17 protein-coding genes are annotated in these 20,058 nt (G+C 65.7%); all 17 read left to right on the forward strand.

Annotation, left to right across the window (positions count from 1 at the left end):
- Window positions 1-1,161, forward strand: a 1,161-nt coding sequence (locus P2Q66_RS00420; protein WP_275724723.1) for a UDP-N-acetylmuramoyl-L-alanyl-D-glutamate--2,6-diaminopimelate ligase, incomplete at its 5' end; no start/stop codon positions are given.
- A 6-nt stretch (window positions 1,162-1,167) separates the two neighbouring features.
- Window positions 1,168-2,634 (forward strand): UDP-N-acetylmuramoyl-tripeptide--D-alanyl-D-alanine ligase, encoded by a 1,467-nt coding sequence (murF, locus tag P2Q66_RS00425; RefSeq protein WP_079597171.1) that lies wholly within the window; start codon window positions 1,168-1,170, stop codon window positions 2,632-2,634.
- Window positions 2,631-3,740: a phospho-N-acetylmuramoyl-pentapeptide-transferase gene (gene mraY, locus P2Q66_RS00430; RefSeq protein WP_079597170.1), complete on the forward strand. Its 1,110-nt coding sequence runs from the start codon at window positions 2,631-2,633 to the stop codon at window positions 3,738-3,740. Before murF ends, mraY begins: the two co-directional genes overlap by 4 nt.
- Window positions 3,722-5,299, forward strand: a complete 1,578-nt coding sequence (gene murD, locus P2Q66_RS00435) for a UDP-N-acetylmuramoyl-L-alanine--D-glutamate ligase (protein WP_176156843.1) — start codon at window positions 3,722-3,724, stop codon at window positions 5,297-5,299. The genes mraY and murD overlap by 19 nt, the downstream gene beginning before the upstream one ends.
- Before the next feature lie 2 nt (window positions 5,300-5,301).
- A complete protein-coding gene (gene ftsW, locus P2Q66_RS00440) occupies window positions 5,302-6,642 on the forward strand; it encodes a putative lipid II flippase FtsW (protein WP_079597168.1) in 1,341 nt (446 codons plus the stop codon).
- A gap of 6 nt (window positions 6,643-6,648) precedes the next feature.
- Window positions 6,649-7,749, forward strand: coding sequence for an undecaprenyldiphospho-muramoylpentapeptide beta-N-acetylglucosaminyltransferase (gene murG / locus P2Q66_RS00445; RefSeq protein ID WP_275724727.1), 1,101 nt, complete (start codon window positions 6,649-6,651; stop codon window positions 7,747-7,749).
- Window positions 7,746-9,122 carry a UDP-N-acetylmuramate--L-alanine ligase gene (murC, locus tag P2Q66_RS00450; protein ID WP_079597166.1) on the forward strand — a complete coding sequence of 459 codons (1,377 nt, stop codon included), beginning with the start codon at window positions 7,746-7,748 and terminating at the stop codon, window positions 9,120-9,122. Before murG ends, murC begins: the two co-directional genes overlap by 4 nt.
- Entirely contained in the window at window positions 9,115-10,110 is a 996-nt protein-coding gene (locus P2Q66_RS00455) for a cell division protein FtsQ/DivIB (protein ID WP_079597165.1), read from the forward strand. Before murC ends, P2Q66_RS00455 begins: the two co-directional genes overlap by 8 nt.
- Window positions 10,111-10,295: 185 nt before the next feature.
- Window positions 10,296-11,534 (forward strand): cell division protein FtsZ, encoded by a 1,239-nt coding sequence (ftsZ, locus tag P2Q66_RS00460; RefSeq protein ID WP_079597164.1) that lies wholly within the window; start codon window positions 10,296-10,298, stop codon window positions 11,532-11,534.
- Between the two features lie 8 nt (window positions 11,535-11,542).
- A complete protein-coding gene (locus tag P2Q66_RS00465) occupies window positions 11,543-12,232 on the forward strand; it encodes a polyphenol oxidase family protein (protein WP_079597163.1) in 690 nt (229 codons plus the stop codon).
- Entirely contained in the window at window positions 12,225-12,965 is a 741-nt protein-coding gene (locus P2Q66_RS00470) for a YggS family pyridoxal phosphate-dependent enzyme (protein ID WP_275724730.1), read from the forward strand. Before P2Q66_RS00465 ends, P2Q66_RS00470 begins: the two co-directional genes overlap by 8 nt.
- 90 nt (window positions 12,966-13,055) lie before the next feature.
- The gene (gene sepF, locus P2Q66_RS00475; protein ID WP_079597161.1) at window positions 13,056-13,586 is read left to right on the forward strand and encodes a cell division protein SepF; all 531 of its coding nucleotides are present in this window, start codon (window positions 13,056-13,058) and stop codon (window positions 13,584-13,586) included.
- Window positions 13,587-13,707: 121 nt separating this feature from the next.
- Window positions 13,708-13,995, forward strand: coding sequence for a YggT family protein (locus tag P2Q66_RS00480; RefSeq protein ID WP_079597160.1), 288 nt, complete (start codon window positions 13,708-13,710; stop codon window positions 13,993-13,995).
- 174 nt (window positions 13,996-14,169) lie between these two features.
- Entirely contained in the window at window positions 14,170-14,859 is a 690-nt protein-coding gene (locus P2Q66_RS00485; protein WP_079597159.1) for a DivIVA domain-containing protein, read from the forward strand.
- A gap of 91 nt (window positions 14,860-14,950) precedes the next feature.
- Window positions 14,951-15,523: a signal peptidase II gene (lspA, locus tag P2Q66_RS00490; protein WP_275724733.1), complete on the forward strand. Its 573-nt coding sequence runs from the start codon at window positions 14,951-14,953 to the stop codon at window positions 15,521-15,523.
- Window positions 15,516-16,442 carry an RluA family pseudouridine synthase gene (locus P2Q66_RS00495; RefSeq protein ID WP_079597157.1) on the forward strand — a complete coding sequence of 309 codons (927 nt, stop codon included), beginning with the start codon at window positions 15,516-15,518 and terminating at the stop codon, window positions 16,440-16,442. Before lspA ends, P2Q66_RS00495 begins: the two co-directional genes overlap by 8 nt.
- A gap of 36 nt (window positions 16,443-16,478) precedes the next feature.
- A complete protein-coding gene (dnaE, locus tag P2Q66_RS00500; protein ID WP_079597156.1) occupies window positions 16,479-20,036 on the forward strand; it encodes a DNA polymerase III subunit alpha in 3,558 nt (1,185 codons plus the stop codon).
- The last annotated feature ends 22 nt before the right edge of the window (window positions 20,037-20,058 follow it).

Genomic DNA, 20,058 nt, shown 5'->3' on the forward strand with positions numbered 1-20,058 from the left:
AACTCCCTGCTGAGGGCCCTCGGCAAGCCGGCCGGGCTGATTGGCACGATAGAAATCCTCGCCGGCGGCGAGCCCATTCCGAGCGTGCTCACCACCCCGGAGTCTCCTGACGTCCACGGACTGCTCGCGCTGATGAAGGAGAGGGGACTGGCTGCGGCGGCCATGGAGGTGTCCTCCCACGCCATCTCGTTCCAGCGAGTGGACGGGGTGATGTTCGACGTCGCCGGCTTCACCAACCTCACCCAGGACCACCTTGACCTGCACCACACCATGGACGAATACTTCGCCACGAAGGCCGAGCTTTTCACGCCAGGCCGCGCGCGCAAGGCAGTAGTAACGGTCGACGACGAGTGGGGCCGCAAGCTTGCCGGCAGCGGCAGCGTGCCGGTCACCACCCTCGGCACGGCTCCGGGAACGTCCGCTGACTGGACAGTGACGGCAACGGCGCCGCGCGGGCTGGGTACGGAGTTTACGCTCACGGGACCGGGCGGCATTGAACTCAACGTCCATACCGGCCTCCCCGGCAGCTTCAACGTCGCCAATGCTGCCCTGGCAGTCATCATGGTGCTCGTTTCCGGCGTGGATGCTGCAACCCTGCAGGCGGCACTCGACGCCGCCGACCCCTTCACGGTTGCCGTGCCGGGACGCATGCAACTGGTATCAGAGCAGCCCGCGGCGGTGGTGGACTTCGCCCACAACACCGACGCCCTCGCCCGGGCGCTGGAGGCTGTCCGTTCCCCCGAGGCCGGCTCCCGGCTGATCGTGGTTTTTGGTGCCACGGGCCAGCGCGACCAGGGCAAACGGCCGGCCATGGGTGCCATCGCAGCCCGCCTTGCCGACACCGTCATCATCACCGACGACGATCCCCACGATGAGGATGCGGCCGCCATCCGTGCCGACGTCCTGGCCGGTGCGCAGGAAGCCCGGGACAAGGATGCCCTTCCCTGCGAGGTGCTGGAGGTGTTCCCCCGGGATGAAGCGATCCGCTGCGCCGTGGAACTGGCGCAGCCCAAGGACACCATCCTCGTGGCAGGCCGGGGGCACGAGGTCTGGCAGGAAGTGAAGGGGGTCAACCTTGCCCTCGATGACAGGGTGGAACTGCGCAGCGCCTTGACAGCCAGGGGATTCAACGTTCTCCAAGCCGACCGGATAGAGTCCTAGACCGAGATGATTGCACTTACTGCGGCGGAAATCGCCGAAATCACCAGCGGGCGCCTGGACGCCGATCCCGGAATCACGCCCCTTTCGGTGGTAACGGATTCACGCGAAGCCACACCGGGCTCGCTCTACGTCGCAAAACCGGGCGAGCACGCGGACGGCCACGACTTCATTGCTGCTGCCTTCGCGGCCGGGGCTGTCCTGGCCCTGGTGGAGCGGCCGGTGGCAGCACCTGACGGAACGCCGTACCCGTCCGTCCTGGTACCTGATGCCGTCCTGGCCATGGGTGCGCTGGCTGCCGAGGCAGTGCGCCGGATCCGTGACGCCCGGGCAGAAGCCGGCGGGGAACTCACCGTGGTAGGCATCACCGGTTCAGCCGGCAAGACCACCACCAAGGACCTGCTGGCAGGAATATTTTCCACCCAGGGCAAGACCGTGGCCCCGCAGGGTTCGTACAACGGCGAAGTCGGGGTGCCCCTCACGGTCTTCCTGGCGGACGCGGAGACGCGTTACCTGGTGATCGAGATGGGTGCCACCGGTGTGGGACACATCAAGTACCTGGCCGACATGGTCAAACCGGACATTGGGGTGGTCCTCGCCGTCGGCACAGCCCATGCAGGCGAATTCGGGGGAGTGGAAAACATCGCCCGGGCCAAGGGTGAACTTGTGGAAGGCCTGGCCGCCACAGGAACAGCCATCATTAACCTCGACGACGACAGGGTGGCTGCCATGCGCGGCCGCACCACAGCAGCGGTCCTCGGATTCTCTGCGGAGGGACGCGGCGACGCGGCGGTGCAGGCGCTCAACGCCGACACCAACGGCGAAGGAAACCCTGAATTCGACCTCCTGCTGCCTGGCGGGGATGGGCCCCACCACGTCCGCAGCCGCCTCATAGGCGCCCACCACACCGGCAACCTGCTCGCGGCGGCAGCAGCCGCCTTCGCTGCCGGGGTTCCCGGCGCCGACATCGCCGCCGCCCTGGGCCGCCAGGCAGCTGCCAGCCGCTGGCGGATGGAGCGGACCGAGCGCGCCGACGGCGTCACCATCATCAACGACGCGTACAACGCCAACCCGGAATCCATGAGGGCCGCACTTCGGACCCTGGCGGACCTGGGCCGCGGCCGGCGCACCTGGGCTGTCCTGGGCGCCATGCTGGAACTCGGCGAAGATTCCATCCGCGAACACACGGTGGTGGGCACGCAGGTGGTCCGCCTCAACATTTCCCGGCTGGTGGTGGTAGGCCGGCAGGCCCGAGCCCTCTACGTCTCGGCCGTCCAGGAAGGGTCCTGGGGAGACGAATGCATCTTCACGGAAACCGCCGATGAGGCTTACGAACTTCTCAATGCCGAACTCCAGCCCGGAGACCTGGTGCTGTTCAAGTCCTCCAACAGCGTGGGACTTCGGCATTTGGGTGATCGGATAGCATTACCCCCACAAACCCCGCAACCCGCCGATGAAAGGAGCACTCTGCTGTGATTGCACTTTTGATCGGCGCCGGGCTGGCACTCCTGTGCGCCCTGGTGGGCACCCCGCTTTTCATCCGGCTCCTGGTCCGCCGCGGCTACGGCCAGTTCATCCGGGACGATGGTCCCACCTCCCACCACACCAAACGCGGCACGCCCACCATGGGCGGGACCGTGGTGGTGGGGGCCGTGCTCCTGAGCTACGGCCTGACGCACCTCATCATGCTGATGATGAACCCGGATTCGCCCGGGCCTTCCGCATCCGCGCTCATCCTGCTGTTCCTGATGGTGGGCATGGGGCTTGTTGGCTTCCTGGACGACTTCATCAAGATTTCACGGCAGCGCAGCCTGGGGCTCGACGCCAAGGCGAAGCTCATCCTGCAGGCGGCCGTGGGCATCATCTTTGCCGTGCTGGCCCTGAACTTCCCCAACGAGGACGGCGTCACGCCTGCCTCCTACAAAATATCCCTGGTCCGCGACCTGCCGTGGCTGGACCTGGCCTTCGGCGGAACCGTCCTTGGCGCCATCCTGTTCGTCATCTGGTCCAACCTCATCGTGACTGCAGCCACCAACGGCGTGAACCTGACGGACGGCCTTGACGGCCTCGCCGCCGGCGCCTCGGTGATGGTTTTCGGCGCATATACCCTCATGGGAATCTGGCAGAGCAACCAAGCCTGCGGGTCACCACGGGAAGCCGGCAGCGGCTGCTATTCCGTCCGGGACCCCCTGGACCTTGCCCTGCTGGCCGCCATCATGAGCGCCGCACTGGTGGGTTTCCTCTGGTGGAACACTTCACCGGCCAAGATCTTCATGGGAGACACCGGATCCCTCGCCATCGGCGGTGCCATCGCCGGTTTCGCCATCCTGTCCAGGACCGAACTGCTGCTTGGAATCATCGGCGGCCTCTTTGTCCTGATCACCCTGTCCGTCATCATCCAGGTGGGCTACTTCAAGGTCACCGGCGGCAAACGCGTCTTCAAGATGGCGCCGCTGCAGCACCACTTTGAACTGAAGGGCTGGGCTGAAGTCACCGTGGTGGTCCGGTTCTGGATCCTGGGCGGACTTTTCGTGGCCGTGGGCCTGGGCATTTTCTACGCTGAATGGGTTGTGCTGCTGTGACCGTTTCCCCCCGCCTCAAGAACCTTGTCTCCTGGGACTCCGACTGGGCAGGGCTGCGTGTGGCAGTCACCGGCATCGGCGTGTCCGGCTTCGCCGCGGCAGACACTCTGATCGAACTGGGTGCGCGCGTGGTGGTCGTCGACGCCGCCACCAGCGACACCGCGAGGGCGCACGCGGACACGCTGAAGATCGTGGGCGCCGCAGACGTCCTGCTGGGGGAGGACGCCGTGGCCCGGATACCCCGGATCGACGGCGAACTGCCGGAATTGATCGTCACGTCCCCCGGCTGGCGCCCCGACCAGGCACTCCTCGCCGCCGCCGCCCGTGCCCACATCCCGGTGTGGGGCGATGTTGAACTGGCGTGGCGGGTGCGCACCAGGGAAGGCCGGAAAACCGCCGATTGGCTGGCCATCACCGGCACTAACGGAAAAACCACTACCGTGGGCCTCACCGAATCCATGCTCCGCGCCGCCGGCCTGAAAGCCATCGCGGTTGGAAACGTGGGCACTCCGATTCTGGATGCGATCCGGGATCCCGTGGAGTACGACGTCTTCGCGGTGGAGCTCTCCAGCTTCCAGCTGCACTGGGCGGAATCCCTGTCACCGGTGGCGAGTGTCTGCCTGAACGTCGCGGAGGACCACGTTGACTGGCACGGCTCCTATGAGTCGTACCTCGCGGACAAGGCCAAGGTCTACGAACGCACCCAAAAGGCCTGCATTTACAATGCGGAGCAGTTTGAAACCGAGCGTATGGTGGAAAACGCCGACGTCGTGGAAGGATGCCGTGCGGTCGGGTTCACCACGGTGACTCCCGCCATCAGCATGCTCGGTGTGGTGGAGGGGCTCCTCGTTGACCGCGCGTTCATCGAAGAGCGCAGGGACAGCGCGGCCGAACTCGCCGCCATGAACGACCTCGGCGCCTTTGCTCCACGCCATATGGTGGCGAACGCCCTCGCTGCTGCCGGACTGGTCCGGGCCTACGGCGTGGAGGCCTCCGCGGTCCGGCAGGGCATCCGGGACTACATTCCCGGCGACCACCGCATCCAGCCCGTGGCGCGCCACAACAGCGTGCTCTGGGTCAACGACTCAAAGGCAACCAACCCGCATGCAGCGGCCGCCTCCCTGGCCGCCTTCACCAATGTGGTCTGGATTGCCGGGGGCCTGTCCAAGGGCGTCACCTACGACGACCTGGTGCGGGAGCATGCCCACCGGCTCAAGGCCGTCGTGCTGATCGGCATTGACCCGGGGGTGCTGGCCGGTGCCCTCCAGCGACACGCGCCGGATGTCCCGGTCATCACGGCGCTGCCGGGTGACACTGAAGGGGTGCAGACTGCTGCAGGTCCTGGCGCCGTCGATGCCGGTTCTTCCATATCCGGAGAACGGGTGATGTCCCTGGCCGTAGCGTCAGCAGCCCAGGTGGCCGAACCCGGCGACACTGTGCTGATGGCTCCGGCAGCTGCGTCCATGGATCAGTTCTCTTCCTATGCTCACCGTGGCGACACTTTCATCGAAGCTGTCCGCGAGCTGGTGGAAGGGCAGGCCCAGACCGGCGAGGAGTAACAATGGTCAGTACGCCCACCCGGCCCCAGCCAGAAAAACAGCAGGCCCGCAAACAAGGCCCCGGGTCCACGGCCACGTCCGTCCGGCCGCCGGCGACGCTTCCCGCAAGGCTGCGGACCATGTACCGCCGGTTCTGGTCCGCCCTCGAGGGCAACGGAACCTCCAGGAACGGCTCCACGTACTACCTGATCCTCGGATCCACCCTTGCCCTGACAGCCATTGGCATCATGATGGTGCTCTCCGCATCCAGCGTGGAATCCATCGCGGCCGGCAAATCGCCTTACGGGGACGCACTGAAGCAGGGGATGTTTGCCGGCATCGGCATCTTCACCATGTTCGCGCTGTCGCGCATCAACGTGGTGTGGCTGAAGCGGCTCGCGTGGCTCGCCATCATTGCCGCCGTGGTCCTCCTGGGCCTGGTGCAGCTTGTGGGCGCGGAGGTCAACGGCAACAAGAACTGGATCGACATCGGCGGCATCACCTTCCAGCCGTCGGAGGCGTCAAAGCTGGCCCTCGCGCTCTGGATGGCCACGGTGCTGGCCAGGAAGGGCAGGCTGCTCAGCCGCTGGCAGCACGTGGCGGTCCCTGCCGTGCCCATGGCGATCATCATCGTTGTGCTGGTCCTGGTCGGAAATGACCTGGGAACGGCCATGATCATCATGATGATTACCGCTGCCGCGCTCTTCTTTGCCGGGGCGCCCCTCTACCTTTTCGGCATTGCCGGCCTCGTGGCAGTGGCCGGGACAGCCGTCATGGCGGTCACCAGTTCCAACCGGATGTGCCGCATCACCTCATGGTGGACCGGGGAATCCTGCGCCGACGGCATCGACGCCAACTACCAGGCAACCAACGGCCTCTATGGGCTGGCATCGGGCGGCTGGTTTGGTGTCGGGCTGGGCCAGAGCCGGCAGAAGTACAGCTGGATCCCGGAAGCGCACAACGACTTCATCTTCGCCATCATCGGCGAGGAGCTCGGCCTGGTGGGGACCGTCGTCGTCCTCATCCTCTTTGCCATTCTCGGCGCTGCGATCTACCGCGTGGTGGTGGCGCAGGAGGACATGTTCCACCGGGTCCTGGCCGGAACCATCATGGTGTGGCTGCTCGGCCAGGCCACGGTCAACATGTCCGTGGTGACGGGCCTGATGCCCGTCATCGGCGTGCCGCTGCCCTTCATTTCCTACGGCGGCTCCGCGCTGCTGATGTCGCTCTGCGCCATCGGCGTTGTGCTGTCGCTCGCCCGGGAACAGATGGCCCCGGCCATCCGGCCGAAGAAGATGCTGAAGTTCAAGGCCAAGGGCCGCGGAACGGCCCCGAAGAAAAAGACTGCAAGAAAGCGTGCCTGACCCGACATGACCCCGAACAACCCCTCCATCGTCCTGGCGGGTGGCGGAACAGCCGGCCACATCAGCCCGCTCCTCGCCATCGCCGCAGCCCTGCGCACAGCATCCCCGGACGCGGCGCTCCTCGCCGTCGGAACACCCAACGGAATGGAAACCCGGCTGGTCCCGGCTGCCGGTGTTGAACTGGCCACGATCGACCGCGTGCCGTTCCCCCGGAAGCCATCCGCTGACCTGGTCCGGCTGCCCGCACGGCTGGCGGGAGCCATCCGGCAGGCCGGCGCCATCCTGGATGAGGCAGGAGCTGACGTGCTGGTAGGCGTTGGCGGCTATGTCTGTACGCCGATGTACCTGGCCGCCCGCAAACGGCGCATCCCCATCGTGATCCACGAGGCCAACGCCCGGCCCGGATTGGCGAACAGGGTGGGGGCCGGGCTGACCAAGCGCGTGGCAGTTGCCTTCGAAGGCACCCCGCTCCGGAATGCGGTGCACGTGGGCATGCCCATGCGTACCGCAATTTCCGGACTTGACCGGGCAGCAGCCCGGACTTCCGCCCGCCAGGCGCTGGGACTGGACCCCGAAAAGCCCACACTGATCGTCACGGGTGGCTCCCTGGGCGCGCAGAGCATTAACCGGGCGGTGGCCGCTGCCGTGGGGCAACTGGCCGCCGCCGGTATCCAGACGCTGCACATCACCGGGCGCGGCAAAACCGTTCTGGACGACGCCGGCCAGCCCCTCGCTGCCGAAGGTTACCGGCAGGTTGAATTCGTCGACGGCATGGAGCTGGCCTACGCGGCGGCGGATGTGCTGCTGGCCCGTGCCGGTGCCGCGACGGTCTGTGAGGTTGCCGCCGTCGGAGTCCCCGCCGTCCTGGTGCCGCTGCCCATCGGCAACGGGGAACAGGCCCTGAACGCTGCCGGACTCGTGGCAGGAGGCGGCGCACTGCTCGTAGCCGACAGGGATTTCACCCCGGGATGGGTGGCAGCGGAACTCATTCCGCTGGTCACCGACAAAGCCCGGCTGGCCACCATGGAAGCCAATTCCTACCGGCTTGGCATTCGAAACGCTGACCAGCGCATGGCTGGTCTTGTCCTGGAAGCGGTATCCGCATGACCCCCCGTAACCCCACCGCCCTGGAATCCCTGGGCAAGGTCCACTTCATCGGCGTCGGGGGTGTCGGGATGTCCGCCGTGGCAAGGATCATGGTGGCCCGGGGGGTCCCTGTGAGCGGTTCCGACGCCAAGGACCTGCCGGTGATGGCGGACCTGGCGGCGGCCGGCGCCCGCATCGCCGTCGGCTACGACGCCGCCAACCTGGGTGATGCCCGGACAGTGGTGGCCGGCTCGGCCATCCGGTCGGACAACCCGGAGCTGGCCGCCGCGAAGCAGGCAGGGCTGCCGGTCCTGCACCGGTCCGAGGCGCTGGCAGCCACCATGGGGGAGGACCTGGTGGTGACCGTGGCGGGAACCCATGGAAAATCCACCACCACCTCGATGGTGACCGTCCTGCTGCAGGGGGCGGGCCTGGACCCCTCATTTGCCATTGGAGCCAACGTTCCATCACTTGGCGTCAATGCCGCGCACGGGAGTTCCGGCGTCTTTGTGGCAGAAGCGGATGAATCGGACGGATCATTCCTTAACTACCGGCCGCAGATAGCCGTGGTCACCAATGTGGAGCCGGACCACCTGGACCACTACGGCACGGCCGAGGCGGTGTATGAGTCCTTCGACCGGTTCACGGCGCTGCTTCCCGCTGACGGGGTGCTGATTGTCTGCGCTGACGACGCCGGGGCCCTGGCACTGGCGGAGCGGACGCGGGCGCGCGGCAACACCCGCGTGGTCCTCTACGGAACCAGTGAGGAGGCAGAGCTGGTTTTGCACGACGACGGCCCGGGCCAGGTGGCGGTGTCCGGACCGGCCGGCCGCTTTGGGCTTTCCCTGCAGGTCCCGGGCCGGCACAACGCCCTGAACGCCGCAGCCGCATTTGCGGTGGCCCTTGAACTGGGCGTCGAACCGGCGGAGGCCGCCGCTGCCCTGGCCCATTTTTCGGGCGCTTCCCGGCGCTTCGAACTGAAGGGCCAGGCCAGGGGAGTGCGGGTTTTCGACGACTATGCCCACCACCCCACCGAAGTGCGGGCAGCCCTTACTGCCGCCCGCTCGGTGGCAGGAGGCCACAAGGTGCACGTGCTCTTCCAGCCACACCTGTTTTCCCGGACACGCGAATTCGCCCAGGATTTCGCGGAGGCGCTGAACCTCGCTGATACGGCCCTGGTGCTGGACATCTATCCGGCCCGTGAGGACCCGATTCCGGGGGTTACCAGCCAGCTCATTGCCGACTACCTGGGTGAAGGCGGACGGTTGATACCGGCGGCCGAGGCCGTGGCAGCCCTGGCGGCTGCCGCGTCCGACGGCGACATCGTGCTGACCGCCGGTGCGGGGGATGTGACGGCCTACGGGCCGCTGATCGTTGAGGCCCTGCATGGCTAGCACCCGCCGTCCCACCTACCGGCCGGCCGGCCGCAGCGGGAGTTCGGCAACCGGTGCGGGCAACGGAACGGCGCCGCCGTCCGGCCGCACCTCCACGGGCAGCGACGACGTTATTTCCGCTTCACGCAGCGTTCCCGATGCAGCACAGGCACAACAGGCCAGGCCGCCGAAGACTGCAAGGTCCACAAAGACTGCAGCCCCGCGGAAACCCCGGTTCGCCGGGCGCAGCAAGGACAAACAGGCGGAGCCGTCAGCCGAGTCCGCCGCGAACGTTCTGACCTTCCCGGAGCCCAAGGGCAAGCGCCGCAAGAGGAACCTGCTGATGGTTCTCGCCGCCGTGGCCGCCGTCGTGGCAGGCCTGTTGACCGGGGCGGTCTATTCACCCGTGCTCGCCGTGGACACCATTTCCGTTTCCGGTACGCGGCTCCTGACTCCTGCCCAGGTGCAGGCCGCGCTGGAACCCCTGCGCGGCAAGCCGCTGCCCCAAATCACGGACGAGGAAGTAGGCCGGCTTCTCCAGCCGCTGGTCCAGGTCAAGGCGGTCTCCGCTGAAGCCCGGCCGCCGTCGGGCCTCGCTGTTGCCGTGCGGGAGCGCGTCCCGGTGGCACTGGTCAAGCAGGGGGAGCAGTACCAGCTGGTGGATGTGGACGGGGTGCAGCTGGCCGCTACGGACGATCCGGCGTCAGTGTCGCTGCCCGTGATCGACGGCGGTGCCGGAGCCATCGGCCAGGACCTGTTCCGCGCCACGGCCGCGGTCCTGGGCGCCCTGCCCGCCGACGTGCTGGCCAAGCTGTCCAACGCGTCCGCGCAGTCCGTGGATGCCGTGGAGCTGAAGCTCGTGGACGGCCAGACCATCATTTGGGGCAATGCCTCGGAGAGGGAACTTAAGGCTAAAGTTCTGGAGGCACTCCTGAAGGTTCCGGCCGATCCGAAGAATCCCGTCAGGGTGTACGACGTGAGCGTGCCCCGGCATCCTGTGACGCGCTGAACCCCAATCTTTACCGGTATTAATCCGACACGCGGACCCGGTTATTGAATGTGGGAAGCAGAGGAAATACCGTCACAGACAAGAGTTACTTGACATAACTATAACCTTCAACCCGAAGGTTAACGTTGCAGGCTTCAAGCTCACCATCAGTTTTCGCAATAAGACACGAACAAGGGACACGTAACGTGGCAGCTCCGCAGAATTACTTGGCCGTCATCAAAGTCGTCGGCATCGGCGGCGGTGGCGTGAACGCAGTCAACCGCATGATCGAGGTCGGCCTCCGGGGCGTTGAATTCATCGCCATCAACACGGATGCCCAGGCGCTTCTGATGAGCGATGCCGACGTCAAGCTCGATGTCGGGCGCGAGCTGACCCGCGGCCTGGGAGCCGGTGCCAACCCCGAGGTGGGCAAGCAGGCGGCCGAAGACCACGCGGACGAGATCGAAGAAGTGCTTCGCGGCGCTGACATGGTGTTCGTGACCGCCGGCGAAGGCGGCGGCACCGGGACCGGCGGCGCCCCCGTCGTCGCCCGTATTGCACGCTCCCTCGGTGCCCTCACCATCGGTGTGGTGACCCGCCCGTTCACCTTCGAAGGCCGCCGCCGCGCCGGCTCCGCAGAGGCCGGCATCGACGCCCTCCGTGACGAAGTCGATACCCTGATCGTGATCCCCAACGACCGCCTGCTGTCCATCAGCGACCGCAACGTCTCGGTCCTGGACGCCTTCCGCTCCGCCGACCAGGTGCTGCTCTCCGGTGTCCAGGGCATCACGGACCTCATCACCACGCCCGGCCTCATTAACCTCGACTTCGCCGACGTGAAGTCGGTCATGCAGGGCGCAGGCTCCGCCCTCATGGGCATCGGCTCCGCCCGTGGCGAGGACCGTGCCGTCAAGGCCGCCGAGCTGGCCATCGCATCCCCTCTGCTGGAGGCCTCCATTGACGGCGCGCACGGCGTGCTGCTGTCCATCCAGGGCGGGTCCGACCTCGGCCTCTTCGAGATCAATGAGGCAGCCCGGCTCGTGCAGGAAGTGGCCCACCCCGAGGCGAACATCATCTTCGGCGCCGTCATCGACGACGCACTCGGCGACGAAGCCCGCGTCACCGTCATCGCCGCCGGGTTCGACGACGTCAAGGCCACTTCGCCCTCCATGGACCAGTCCCAGCCGCAGTCGGCCCCGCAGCGGCCCGCCGCTCCTACGGCCGCCCCCGCTCCGGCGCAGGCGCCTTCTGCAGGGAACCACCAGTCGAACGTCCAGCCGGTCCACGCCGGCGTGGGCGCGGCAGGGCTCAGCAACTGGGGCCAGCAGCGCCCCTCCGCCATTCCCGCTGACTCCGGATTCGACGTGGACCTGCCGTCCGTCGTCGAGCCGGACCTGACCGGCAACCACTCGGATGACCTGGATGTCCCCGACTTCCTGAAGTAGGCACCGGCTTGTTCCACTGGCGCGCCGACATCCTTCCCGGGGTGTCGGCCGCATTCACTGACACCGGCGCCGGAAACCTGGCCCTTCACGTGGGGGACGATCCCGGCCAGGTGAAGCGCCGCCGCGAGGAGCTGGAGCAGCGCCTGGGCATGGCGCCTCACGGCCTGCGCTTCATGAACCAGGTCCACGGCGTCACAGTGGCGGTCATTGACCAGGACAGCGGGGCCCCTGAAGCGGACGCCATGGTGTCCCGCCGGATTCCGCTGGCCGTCATGGTGGCAGACTGCATTCCCGTGCTGCTCGCCGGCGAGTCTGCGGACGGTCCCGTCCTTGCTGCAGTGCATGCAGGACGCCCCGGCATCGCCAACGGCGTGATTCCTGCAGCCGTGGACAGGATGACGTCCCTCGGCGCCTCCGGCATCAAGGCCGTCATGGGACCCTCCATCTGCGGAAACTGCTACGAGGTGCCGGCCGACCTGCAGGACGAGGTGGCACTGCGGGTGCCCGCCACCCGGAGCACCACCTCGTGGGGCACGCCCGGTCTCGATCTCCCCGCCGGTGCGCGGAGCCAGTTGGAGGACGCCGGTGTGGAGGTGGCGTACACCGGGGTCTGCACCCTGGAGACGGAATCCCTCTACTCCTACCGGCGTAACCGGGACACCGGGCGCTTTGCCGGGCTGGTGTGGTGCCATGACTGACGACCGATCAGCCGGGGGAGACCCGCGGGCCGCGGAACTCGCGGCCAGGCTCGCCGCCGTCCACCGGCGGATAGCTTCCGCAGCAGAATCAGCCGGCCGCGCCGACCGGCTGCCCACGCTGATCGTGGTCACCAAGTTCCATCCTGCCGCAGACATACGGCGGCTTGCGGCACTCGGAGTGACGGACGTCGGCGAGAACAGGGACCAGGAAGCTGCCCATAAGGCTGCCGAACTGGCTGACTGCGGGTTGACCTGGCACTTCGTGGGCCAACTGCAGACCAAGAAGGCCAAGTCGGTGGCCCGTTATGCCGCAGCCGTCCATTCCGTGGACCGGCCGCAGCTGGTGGACGCATTGGCAAAGGCCGCGGCCGCTGAGCGGAGGGACGCGGGGCTGGCGCCCCTGGACTGCTTCATCCAGGTCAGCCTGGAGGACGACGCCGGCACGCACCGCGGCGGGGCCGGTCCCGCCGACGTGCCGCTGCTGGCGGACCGGATAGCATCCGCCGAGGGCCTCCGGCTTGCGGGCGTGATGGCCGTTGCCCCTTTGGGTGCACCGCCGGAGCCGGCCTTCGAAAAGCTCGCCGGAGTATCGGCACGCCTGGTTGCCGCCCACCCAGCCGCCACCGCCATTTCCGCGGGCATGAGCCAGGACCTTGAAGCAGCCATCATGTTCGGGGCGACACACCTGCGAATCGGTTCCGATATTCTCGGATCACGTCCCGCCGTGGGGTAGCGTCGGTCCTGTTGGAAGTGATGGGCGGGGGACTCCAGTGCTGTCAAGTCATTGGGCGGCCCGCTTACGGGACACGATTAGGAGTCGACCATGGCCGGCGCTCTGCGCAAGACAATGATCTATCTTGGGCTCGCCGACGGCGATGAGCATTACGAGTCCGAGCAACAGACCACACCCAAGGATGAGGACGAAACGATGGAAGCTGACCGCGAGGAGCGCCGTGCACCTGCACCCGTCCGCGAGGTCAGCCGCGAAGCGTCCTATACCCCCGAAGAGGAATACCGCGCCCCAGTGACCCCCATCAAGCGTGCGGCCTCAAGCCGCGAAGAGACCACCGGACTCCGCCAGATCACCACAATCCATCCGCGGTCCTACAATGATGCCAAGCTTATCGGCGAGAGCTTCCGTGACGGCATTCCGGTCATCATGAATGTCACGGACATGGGCGAGGCCGATGCGAAACGCCTGGTGGACTTTTCCGCCGGCTTGGTTTTCGGGCTGCGGGGCAGCATTGAGCGGGTGACCAACAAGGTATTCCTGTTGTCGCCGTCGTACGTTGAGGTCATCGGCGATGACAAGAAGGCCAGTGACACCCAGGCCAGCTTCTTCAACCAAAGCTGACCATCAGGCAGGATTTGGATGCCAGGCAGGGACACCTGTCTGGCATCTGTGCTGAAATAGACAAGAAACATCGGCAGGACACCGCGGTATCCACAATGGACATGGAGATATGAGTTAAGTCATGGGAATTGTTTTCGGACTTGTCTATCTCGCGCTCCTGTTCTTTTTCGTAGCACTCATCATTCGCCTGGTGTTCGACTGGGTCCAGATGTTCGCCAGGGAATGGCGTCCGCGGGGCGCCGCACTGGTGGCAGCGCATGCAGTGTACTCCATCACGGATCCGCCCCTGAAAGTGCTGCGCCGCCTGATTCCGCCGCTTCGGCTGGGCGGCATCTCCCTCGATCTGGGATTCCTGATTCTATTCATCGCCGTCAGCATCGCGATGGGAATCACTCGGGGACTCGCCTGATTCACCAAATAAGACCTAGCAGCGCAGCCTGGACCTCCGGGAACAGTTACTGTGAAGCGAAGAAACTCGCGTTTGACACCGCAGTGTTGAATTAGAGTAAGCAGACCAAATTTAGGTACCGTAGTTTTGACGGCCGGAAGGCCTACTGACTAACCAGACCAGTGAGGTGACCAGATGGCTTTGACGCCAGAAGACGTTGTCAACAAGCGCTTTCAGCCGACCAAGTTCCGCGAGGGCTACGACCAGGACGAAGTTGATGACTTCCTGGACGAAATTGTCGTTGAACTCCGCCGCCTGAACCAGGAGAACGACGAGCTTCGGAAGAAGCTTGCCGAAGCAGGATCCAGCGTTCCCGCCAGCGCCGCTGCCGCCCCCGTGGTGGAGAAGGTCCCCGCGCCGGTCAAGTCCGACAAGGACGAGGCACGCGAGAAGGCAGAGGCTGAAGCCAAGGCTGCCGAAGCGAAGAAGAAGGACGTCCAGCCGTCCGCTCCGGTTGCCGCAGCCCCCGCTGCTCCCAGCCAGGCCGCCGTCCCCACTGCTTCTGCAGAGTCAGCCGCGGGCCTGCTGGCCATGGCACAGCAGATGCACGACCGCCACGTTGCCGACGGCCAGGCGCAGAAGGACAAGATCATCGCCGAGGCGCAGATCGAAGCCAGCAGCCTGGTCAACGACGCCCAGGAGAAGTCCCGCAAGATCCTCGGTGCACTCGAGCAGCAGCGGTCCGTCCTGGAGCGCAAGGTGGAGCAGCTTCGCGGTTTCGAGCGCGATTACCGCTCACGCCTGAAGGCCTACATCGAGGGCCAGCTGCGCGACCTCGATGCCCGCGGTTCGGTTGCTACGCCTGAAGTGAGCGAAGCCAACTAGTCCGTCAAGCACGTATTCTGAAAGCCGGTGGCTGAGGATTCCTCGGCCACCGGCTTTTGGCATTGATACCGGTATAACGAATGAAAGCACCATGACTGACGAACTTGCCGCAGGCGCTGCACGCCCTGTCCCGCCTTCACCGCGCCCCCGCAGGGCCGTGCTGCTGTCCCTCTTTGCCGGGTTTGCGGTTTTTGCCTACGGGCTGGACCAGCTGACCAAATACTGGGTCACGTCCACCATGGTGGAAGGCGAACGGATCCCGGTATTTCCGCCTTTGCTGCACTGGTACTTCATCCGTAACTCGGGTGCGGCGTTCTCCATCGGCGAGAATGTCACCTGGGTGTTCTCCATCATCATGGCAGCGGTGGCCGTGGCCATCCTCTTCCAGGTCCGCAAGCTGGGCTCCATGTGGTGGTCCCTGTCGCTGGGCCTGCTGCTTGGCGGTGCGCTGGGCAACCTCACCGACAGGCTGTTCCGTCAGCCGTCGTTCGGAATGGGCCACGTTGTGGACTTCATCCAGCTCCCCAACTTTGCCATTTTCAACATCGCCGATTCAGCCGTCGTGTCCGCTGTGGCCATCATCTGCATCCTCACGCTGCGCGGCATCGCCCTGGATGGCACCCGGCAGACAGCAGAAGCCAGGGAAAAGTCCGGCGATGCCTGAAAAGTATGTCGTCGCCGACGAGTACGCCGGCGCCCGCGCAGATGCCGGGCTGGCCGGCATACTGGGAATTTCGCGTTCCCTTGCGGCCACCCTCATTGCCGAGGGCAACGTCGTGAGCAGGGGCAAAGCCCTGGGCAAATCAGCCAAACTGGTGGCCGGTGACGTCCTGCAGGTCAGCATGCCGGAGCGGCGGGACCCGCTGGAAGTCGTGGAGGAAGTTGTGGAAGGCCTGAAGATCCTGTTGGACGACGATGATTTCGTCGTCGTCGACAAACCCGTGGGCGTTGCCGCGCACCCCTCCCCGGGCTGGGTGGGACCCACGGTGGTGGGCGGCCTGGCCGGCGCCGGGTACCGCATCTCCACGTCCGGCTCGCCCGAGCGGGCCGGGATCGTGCACCGGCTCGACGTCGGAACGTCGGGTGTGATGGTGGTGGCGAAATCCGAGCGGGCGTACACCGCCCTGAAGCGGGCGTTCAAGGAACGGACCGTGGACAAGGTCTACCATGCAGTGGTCCAGGGGCTGCCCGATCCGCTGACCGGAACCATCGACGCACCCATCGGCCGCCACCCCGGCCACGACTGGCGCTTCGCCGTCATCGAGGACGGCCGGCCTTCGGTCACCCATTACGAAGTCCTCGAGGCATTCGGCAAGGCCAGCCTTGTGGAAGTGCACCTCGAAACCGGGCGGACCCACCAGATCAGGGTCCATTTCTCCGCCCTCCGCCACCCCTGCGCCGGCGACCTGACCTACGGCGCGGATCCCCGCCTGGCCGCCACCCTGGGACTGACCCGGCAGTGGCTGCACGCCCGCGAACTCGGGTTCGACCACCCGGTCACGGGGGAGCGCGTGCGGGTCACCAGCCACTACCCGCAGGACCTGGCGTTCGCGCTGGAAGTGCTGGGATCGGGCCGGGCCTGACGCAGTCCGCCCGTGGCCAGCGCATAGAATAGTGCGGTGACTTCCAGCAATGATTCGTTTGTCCACCTGCACACCCACACCGAATACTCCATGCTGGATGGAGCAGCCCGCCTGGGGGAGCTGTTCGATGAGACCGAGCGCCTGGGCATGCCCGCCCTCGCCACCACCGACCATGGCTACCTGTTCGGCGCCTTCGACTTCTGGCGCAAAGCCACGGACAAGGGCATCAAGCCGATCATCGGCGTCGAAGCCTATGTGACACCCGGCACCGCCCGCACGGACAAGGAACGCGTGCGCTGGGGCGATGAATCCCAGCGCAAGGACGACGTCTCCGGCGGTGGCTCGTACACCCACATGACGCTCCTGAGCTACAACAACGTGGGCATGCGGAACCTGTTCCGGGCGTCCTCCATCGCGTCCCTGGACTCGGTCTTCGGCAAGTGGCCGCGGCTGGACCGGGAGCTGCTCAACACCTATTCCGAGGGCCTTATTGCCACCACCGGATGCCCGTCCGGGGAGGTCCAGACCCGCCTTCGGCTGGGCCAGTACCGGGAAGCCCTCGAAGCGGCGGCCGAGTTCCGCGACATTTTCGGTGCCGAGAACTACTTCTGTGAACTGATGGACCACGGCCTGGACATCGAGCGCCGGGTCACGGGCGACCTGCTGCGTCTTGCCAAGGACCTGAACCTTCCGCTGGTGGCCACCAACGACCTGCACTACACCCACGAACACGACGCCAAGGCCCATGAGGCCCTGCTGGCCATCCAGTCCGGTTCCACGCTGCTGGAACCCACGTATGACAACGGCGGCTCGCGCTTTGCGTTCTCCGGCAGCGGCTACTACCTGAAGTCCCCGCGGGAAATGCGGGAACTGTTCCGCGACCACCCGGACGCCTGTGACAACACGCTCCTCATCGCCGAGCGCTGCGAGGTGTCCTTCAACACGGACGCCAACTACATGCCGCGCTTCCCCTGCCCGCCGGGTGAGGACGAAACGTCCTGGCTCGTTAAAGAGGTCGACAAGGGGCTCCAGTACCGTTACCCCGCGGGGATCCCGGACGAGGTCCGCAAGCAGGCCGACTATGAGCTCGGCGTCATCACCTCGATGGGCTTCCCGGGCTACTTCCTGGTGGTGGCCGACTTCATCAACTGGGCCAAGAACAACGGCATCCGGGTGGGCCCCGGCCGTGGTTCCGGTGCAGGTTCCATGGTGGCGTACGCCATGCGCATCACCGACCTCGATCCGCTGCGGCACGGCCTGATCTTCGAACGCTTCCTCAACCCCGACCGCGTCTCCATGCCCGACTTCGACGTCGACTTCGATGACCGTCGCCGCTCCGAGGTCATCGACTACGTCACTAAAAAGTACGGTGACGAGCGCGTGGCGATGATCGTCACCTACGGCACCATCAAGACGAAGCAGGCGCTCAAGGACTCCTCCCGCGTGCTCGGGTACCCCTTCAGCATGGGCGAGCAGCTCACCAAGGCGTTGCCCCCAGCGGTCATGGCCAAGGACATTCCGCTGGCGGACATCCAGAACCCGGACGCTAAGCGCTACAGCGAGGCCGGCGACTTCCGGCAGCTGATCAGCACGGATCCGGAAGCTGCCAAGGTATTCGAGACCGCCCTCGGCATCGAGGGGCTGAAGCGCCAGTGGGGCGTGCATGCCGCCGGTGTGATCATGTCCTCGGACCCCATCATCGACGTCATCCCCATCATGCGCCGTTTCCAGGACGGCCAGGTCATCACCCAGTTCGACTACCCGACGTCCGAGGGCCTTGGCCTGATCAAAATGGACTTCCTGGGCCTCCGGAACCTGACGATCATTTCGGATGCCCTCGAGAACATCAAAATGAACCGCGGGATCGACCTCGACCTCGAAAACCTTGAGCTCGACGATGCGGCATCCTATGAGCTGCTGGCACGCGGCGACACACTCGGTGTTTTCCAGCTCGACGGCGGCCCCATGCGGTCGCTGCTCAAGCTGATGAAGCCTGACAACTTTGAAGACATCTCCGCCGTCCTGGCGCTGTACCGGCCGGGGCCCATGGGCGCCAACGCCCATACCGACTACGCCCTTCGCAAGAACGGGATCCAGGAAGTCATCCCCATCCACCCGGAGCTGAAGGAACCACTCGCCGAAATCCTCGGCGGAACGTACGGCCTGATCGTGTACCAGGAACAGGTGATGGCCGTGGCCCAGAAGCTGGCCGGCTACTCGCTGGGCCAGGCAGACATCCTACGCCGGGCCATGGGCAAGAAGAAGAAGTCGGAGCTGGACAAGCAGTTCGCGGGCTTCTCCCAGGGCATGCAGGACAACGGCTACTCGATGGAAGCCGTCAAGACCCTCTGGGACATCCTGCTCCCGTTCTCCGACTACGCCTTCAACAAGGCCCACTCCGCCGCGTACGGCGTGATTTCCTACTGGACCGCGTACCTCAAGGCGCACTACGCGCCGGAGTACATGGCCGCGCTTCTGACGTCGGTGGGCGACGACAAGGACAAGTCGGCCATCTACCTGAACGAATGCCGGCGCATGGGCATCACCGTGCTCCCGCCGGACGTCAATGAGTCAGCGTTGAACTTCACCCCTGTCGGCAACGACATCCGCTTCGGCATGGGAGCCATCCGCAACGTGGGCGTCAACGCTGTTGAAGCGATGGTGGCTGCCCGCGAAAGCGAGGGCGCCTTCACGTCCTTCAAGGACTACCTCATGAAGGTCCCGGCCGTGGTCTGCAACAAACGGACCATCGAATCGCTCATCAAATCGGGTGCCTTCGACTCGCTGGGACACCACCGGCGTGCCCTTGCCATGGTCCACGAAGAAGCCATCGACTCCGTCATCACGCTGAAGCGGAATGAGGCGATTGGCCAGTTCGACCTTTTCGCCGGCTTCGAGGAAGCCGAATCCGAATCGTCGCTGAGCATCGAGATCCCCGACCTGCCGGAGTGGGAGAAGAAGGACAAACTCTCCTTCGAACGGGACATGCTCGGCCTGTATGTTTCCGACCACCCGCTGCAGGGCCTCGAAGGGGTGCTGAGCCAGCACGCCGAAATGAGCATCACGTCCGTGCTGGGTGAGGACGGGCCGCAGGACGGCGCCATCATCACCATCGCCGGAATGATCACGTCCCTGAGCCGGCGCATCGCCAAGGCCAGCGGCAACGCCTACGCCCGGGCCGAGGTGGAGGACCTCGGAGCGTCGATGGAAGTCATGTTCTTTGGCCAGGTCTACGGACCCATTGCCTCGGTCCTCGCCGAGGACCTGATTGTGGTGGTCAAGGGGCGCCTGCAGAAGCGCGACGACGGTGCGATCACCCTCAACTGCATGGAACTGTCCGTTCCGGACCTCAGCGAAGGCCTGGGCGGCCCGCTGGTGATCACCATGCCCACCCACAAGGCCACCGAGGCTGTGGTGACCGAACTTGGTGACGTGCTCCGGACCCACCGCGGGAACTCGGAAGTCCGCCTGCACCTGCAGGGTGATACGCGCACGGAGATCATGGGGCTGCCGGTCCACCTTCGCGTGAATCCCAGCCCATCCTTGTTCGGCGACCTGAAGGTCCTGCTTGGCCCGGCCTGCCTGGACGCCTGAACGGGCGCAGGGGAGGGGCACT

This window comes from Arthrobacter sp. Cr_A7 (assembly GCF_029222765.1).
GTDB lineage: Bacteria > Actinomycetota > Actinomycetes > Actinomycetales > Micrococcaceae > Arthrobacter.

Excerpts from the sequence above, each read along its gene's own strand:
- lspA (WP_275724733.1), top strand. The coding sequence starts at position 14,951 with ATGACTGACGAACTTGCCGCAGGCGCTGCACGCCCTGTCCCGCCTTCA.
- P2Q66_RS00455 (WP_079597165.1), top strand. The coding sequence starts at position 9,115 with ATGGCTAGCACCCGCCGTCCCACCTACCGGCCGGCCGGCCGCAGCGGG.
- sepF (WP_079597161.1), top strand. The coding sequence starts at position 13,056 with ATGGCCGGCGCTCTGCGCAAGACAATGATCTATCTTGGGCTCGCCGAC.
- P2Q66_RS00485 (WP_079597159.1), top strand. The coding sequence starts at position 14,170 with ATGGCTTTGACGCCAGAAGACGTTGTCAACAAGCGCTTTCAGCCGACC.
- P2Q66_RS00480 (WP_079597160.1), top strand. The coding sequence starts at position 13,708 with ATGGGAATTGTTTTCGGACTTGTCTATCTCGCGCTCCTGTTCTTTTTC.
- murD (WP_176156843.1), top strand. The coding sequence starts at position 3,722 with ATGGGTTGTGCTGCTGTGACCGTTTCCCCCCGCCTCAAGAACCTTGTC.
- murF (WP_079597171.1), top strand. The coding sequence starts at position 1,168 with ATGATTGCACTTACTGCGGCGGAAATCGCCGAAATCACCAGCGGGCGC.
- P2Q66_RS00470 (WP_275724730.1), top strand. The coding sequence starts at position 12,225 with ATGACTGACGACCGATCAGCCGGGGGAGACCCGCGGGCCGCGGAACTC.
- murC (WP_079597166.1), top strand. The coding sequence starts at position 7,746 with ATGACCCCCCGTAACCCCACCGCCCTGGAATCCCTGGGCAAGGTCCAC.
- ftsW (WP_079597168.1), top strand. The coding sequence starts at position 5,302 with ATGGTCAGTACGCCCACCCGGCCCCAGCCAGAAAAACAGCAGGCCCGC.
- P2Q66_RS00495 (WP_079597157.1), top strand. The coding sequence starts at position 15,516 with ATGCCTGAAAAGTATGTCGTCGCCGACGAGTACGCCGGCGCCCGCGCA.
- murG (WP_275724727.1), top strand. The coding sequence starts at position 6,649 with ATGACCCCGAACAACCCCTCCATCGTCCTGGCGGGTGGCGGAACAGCC.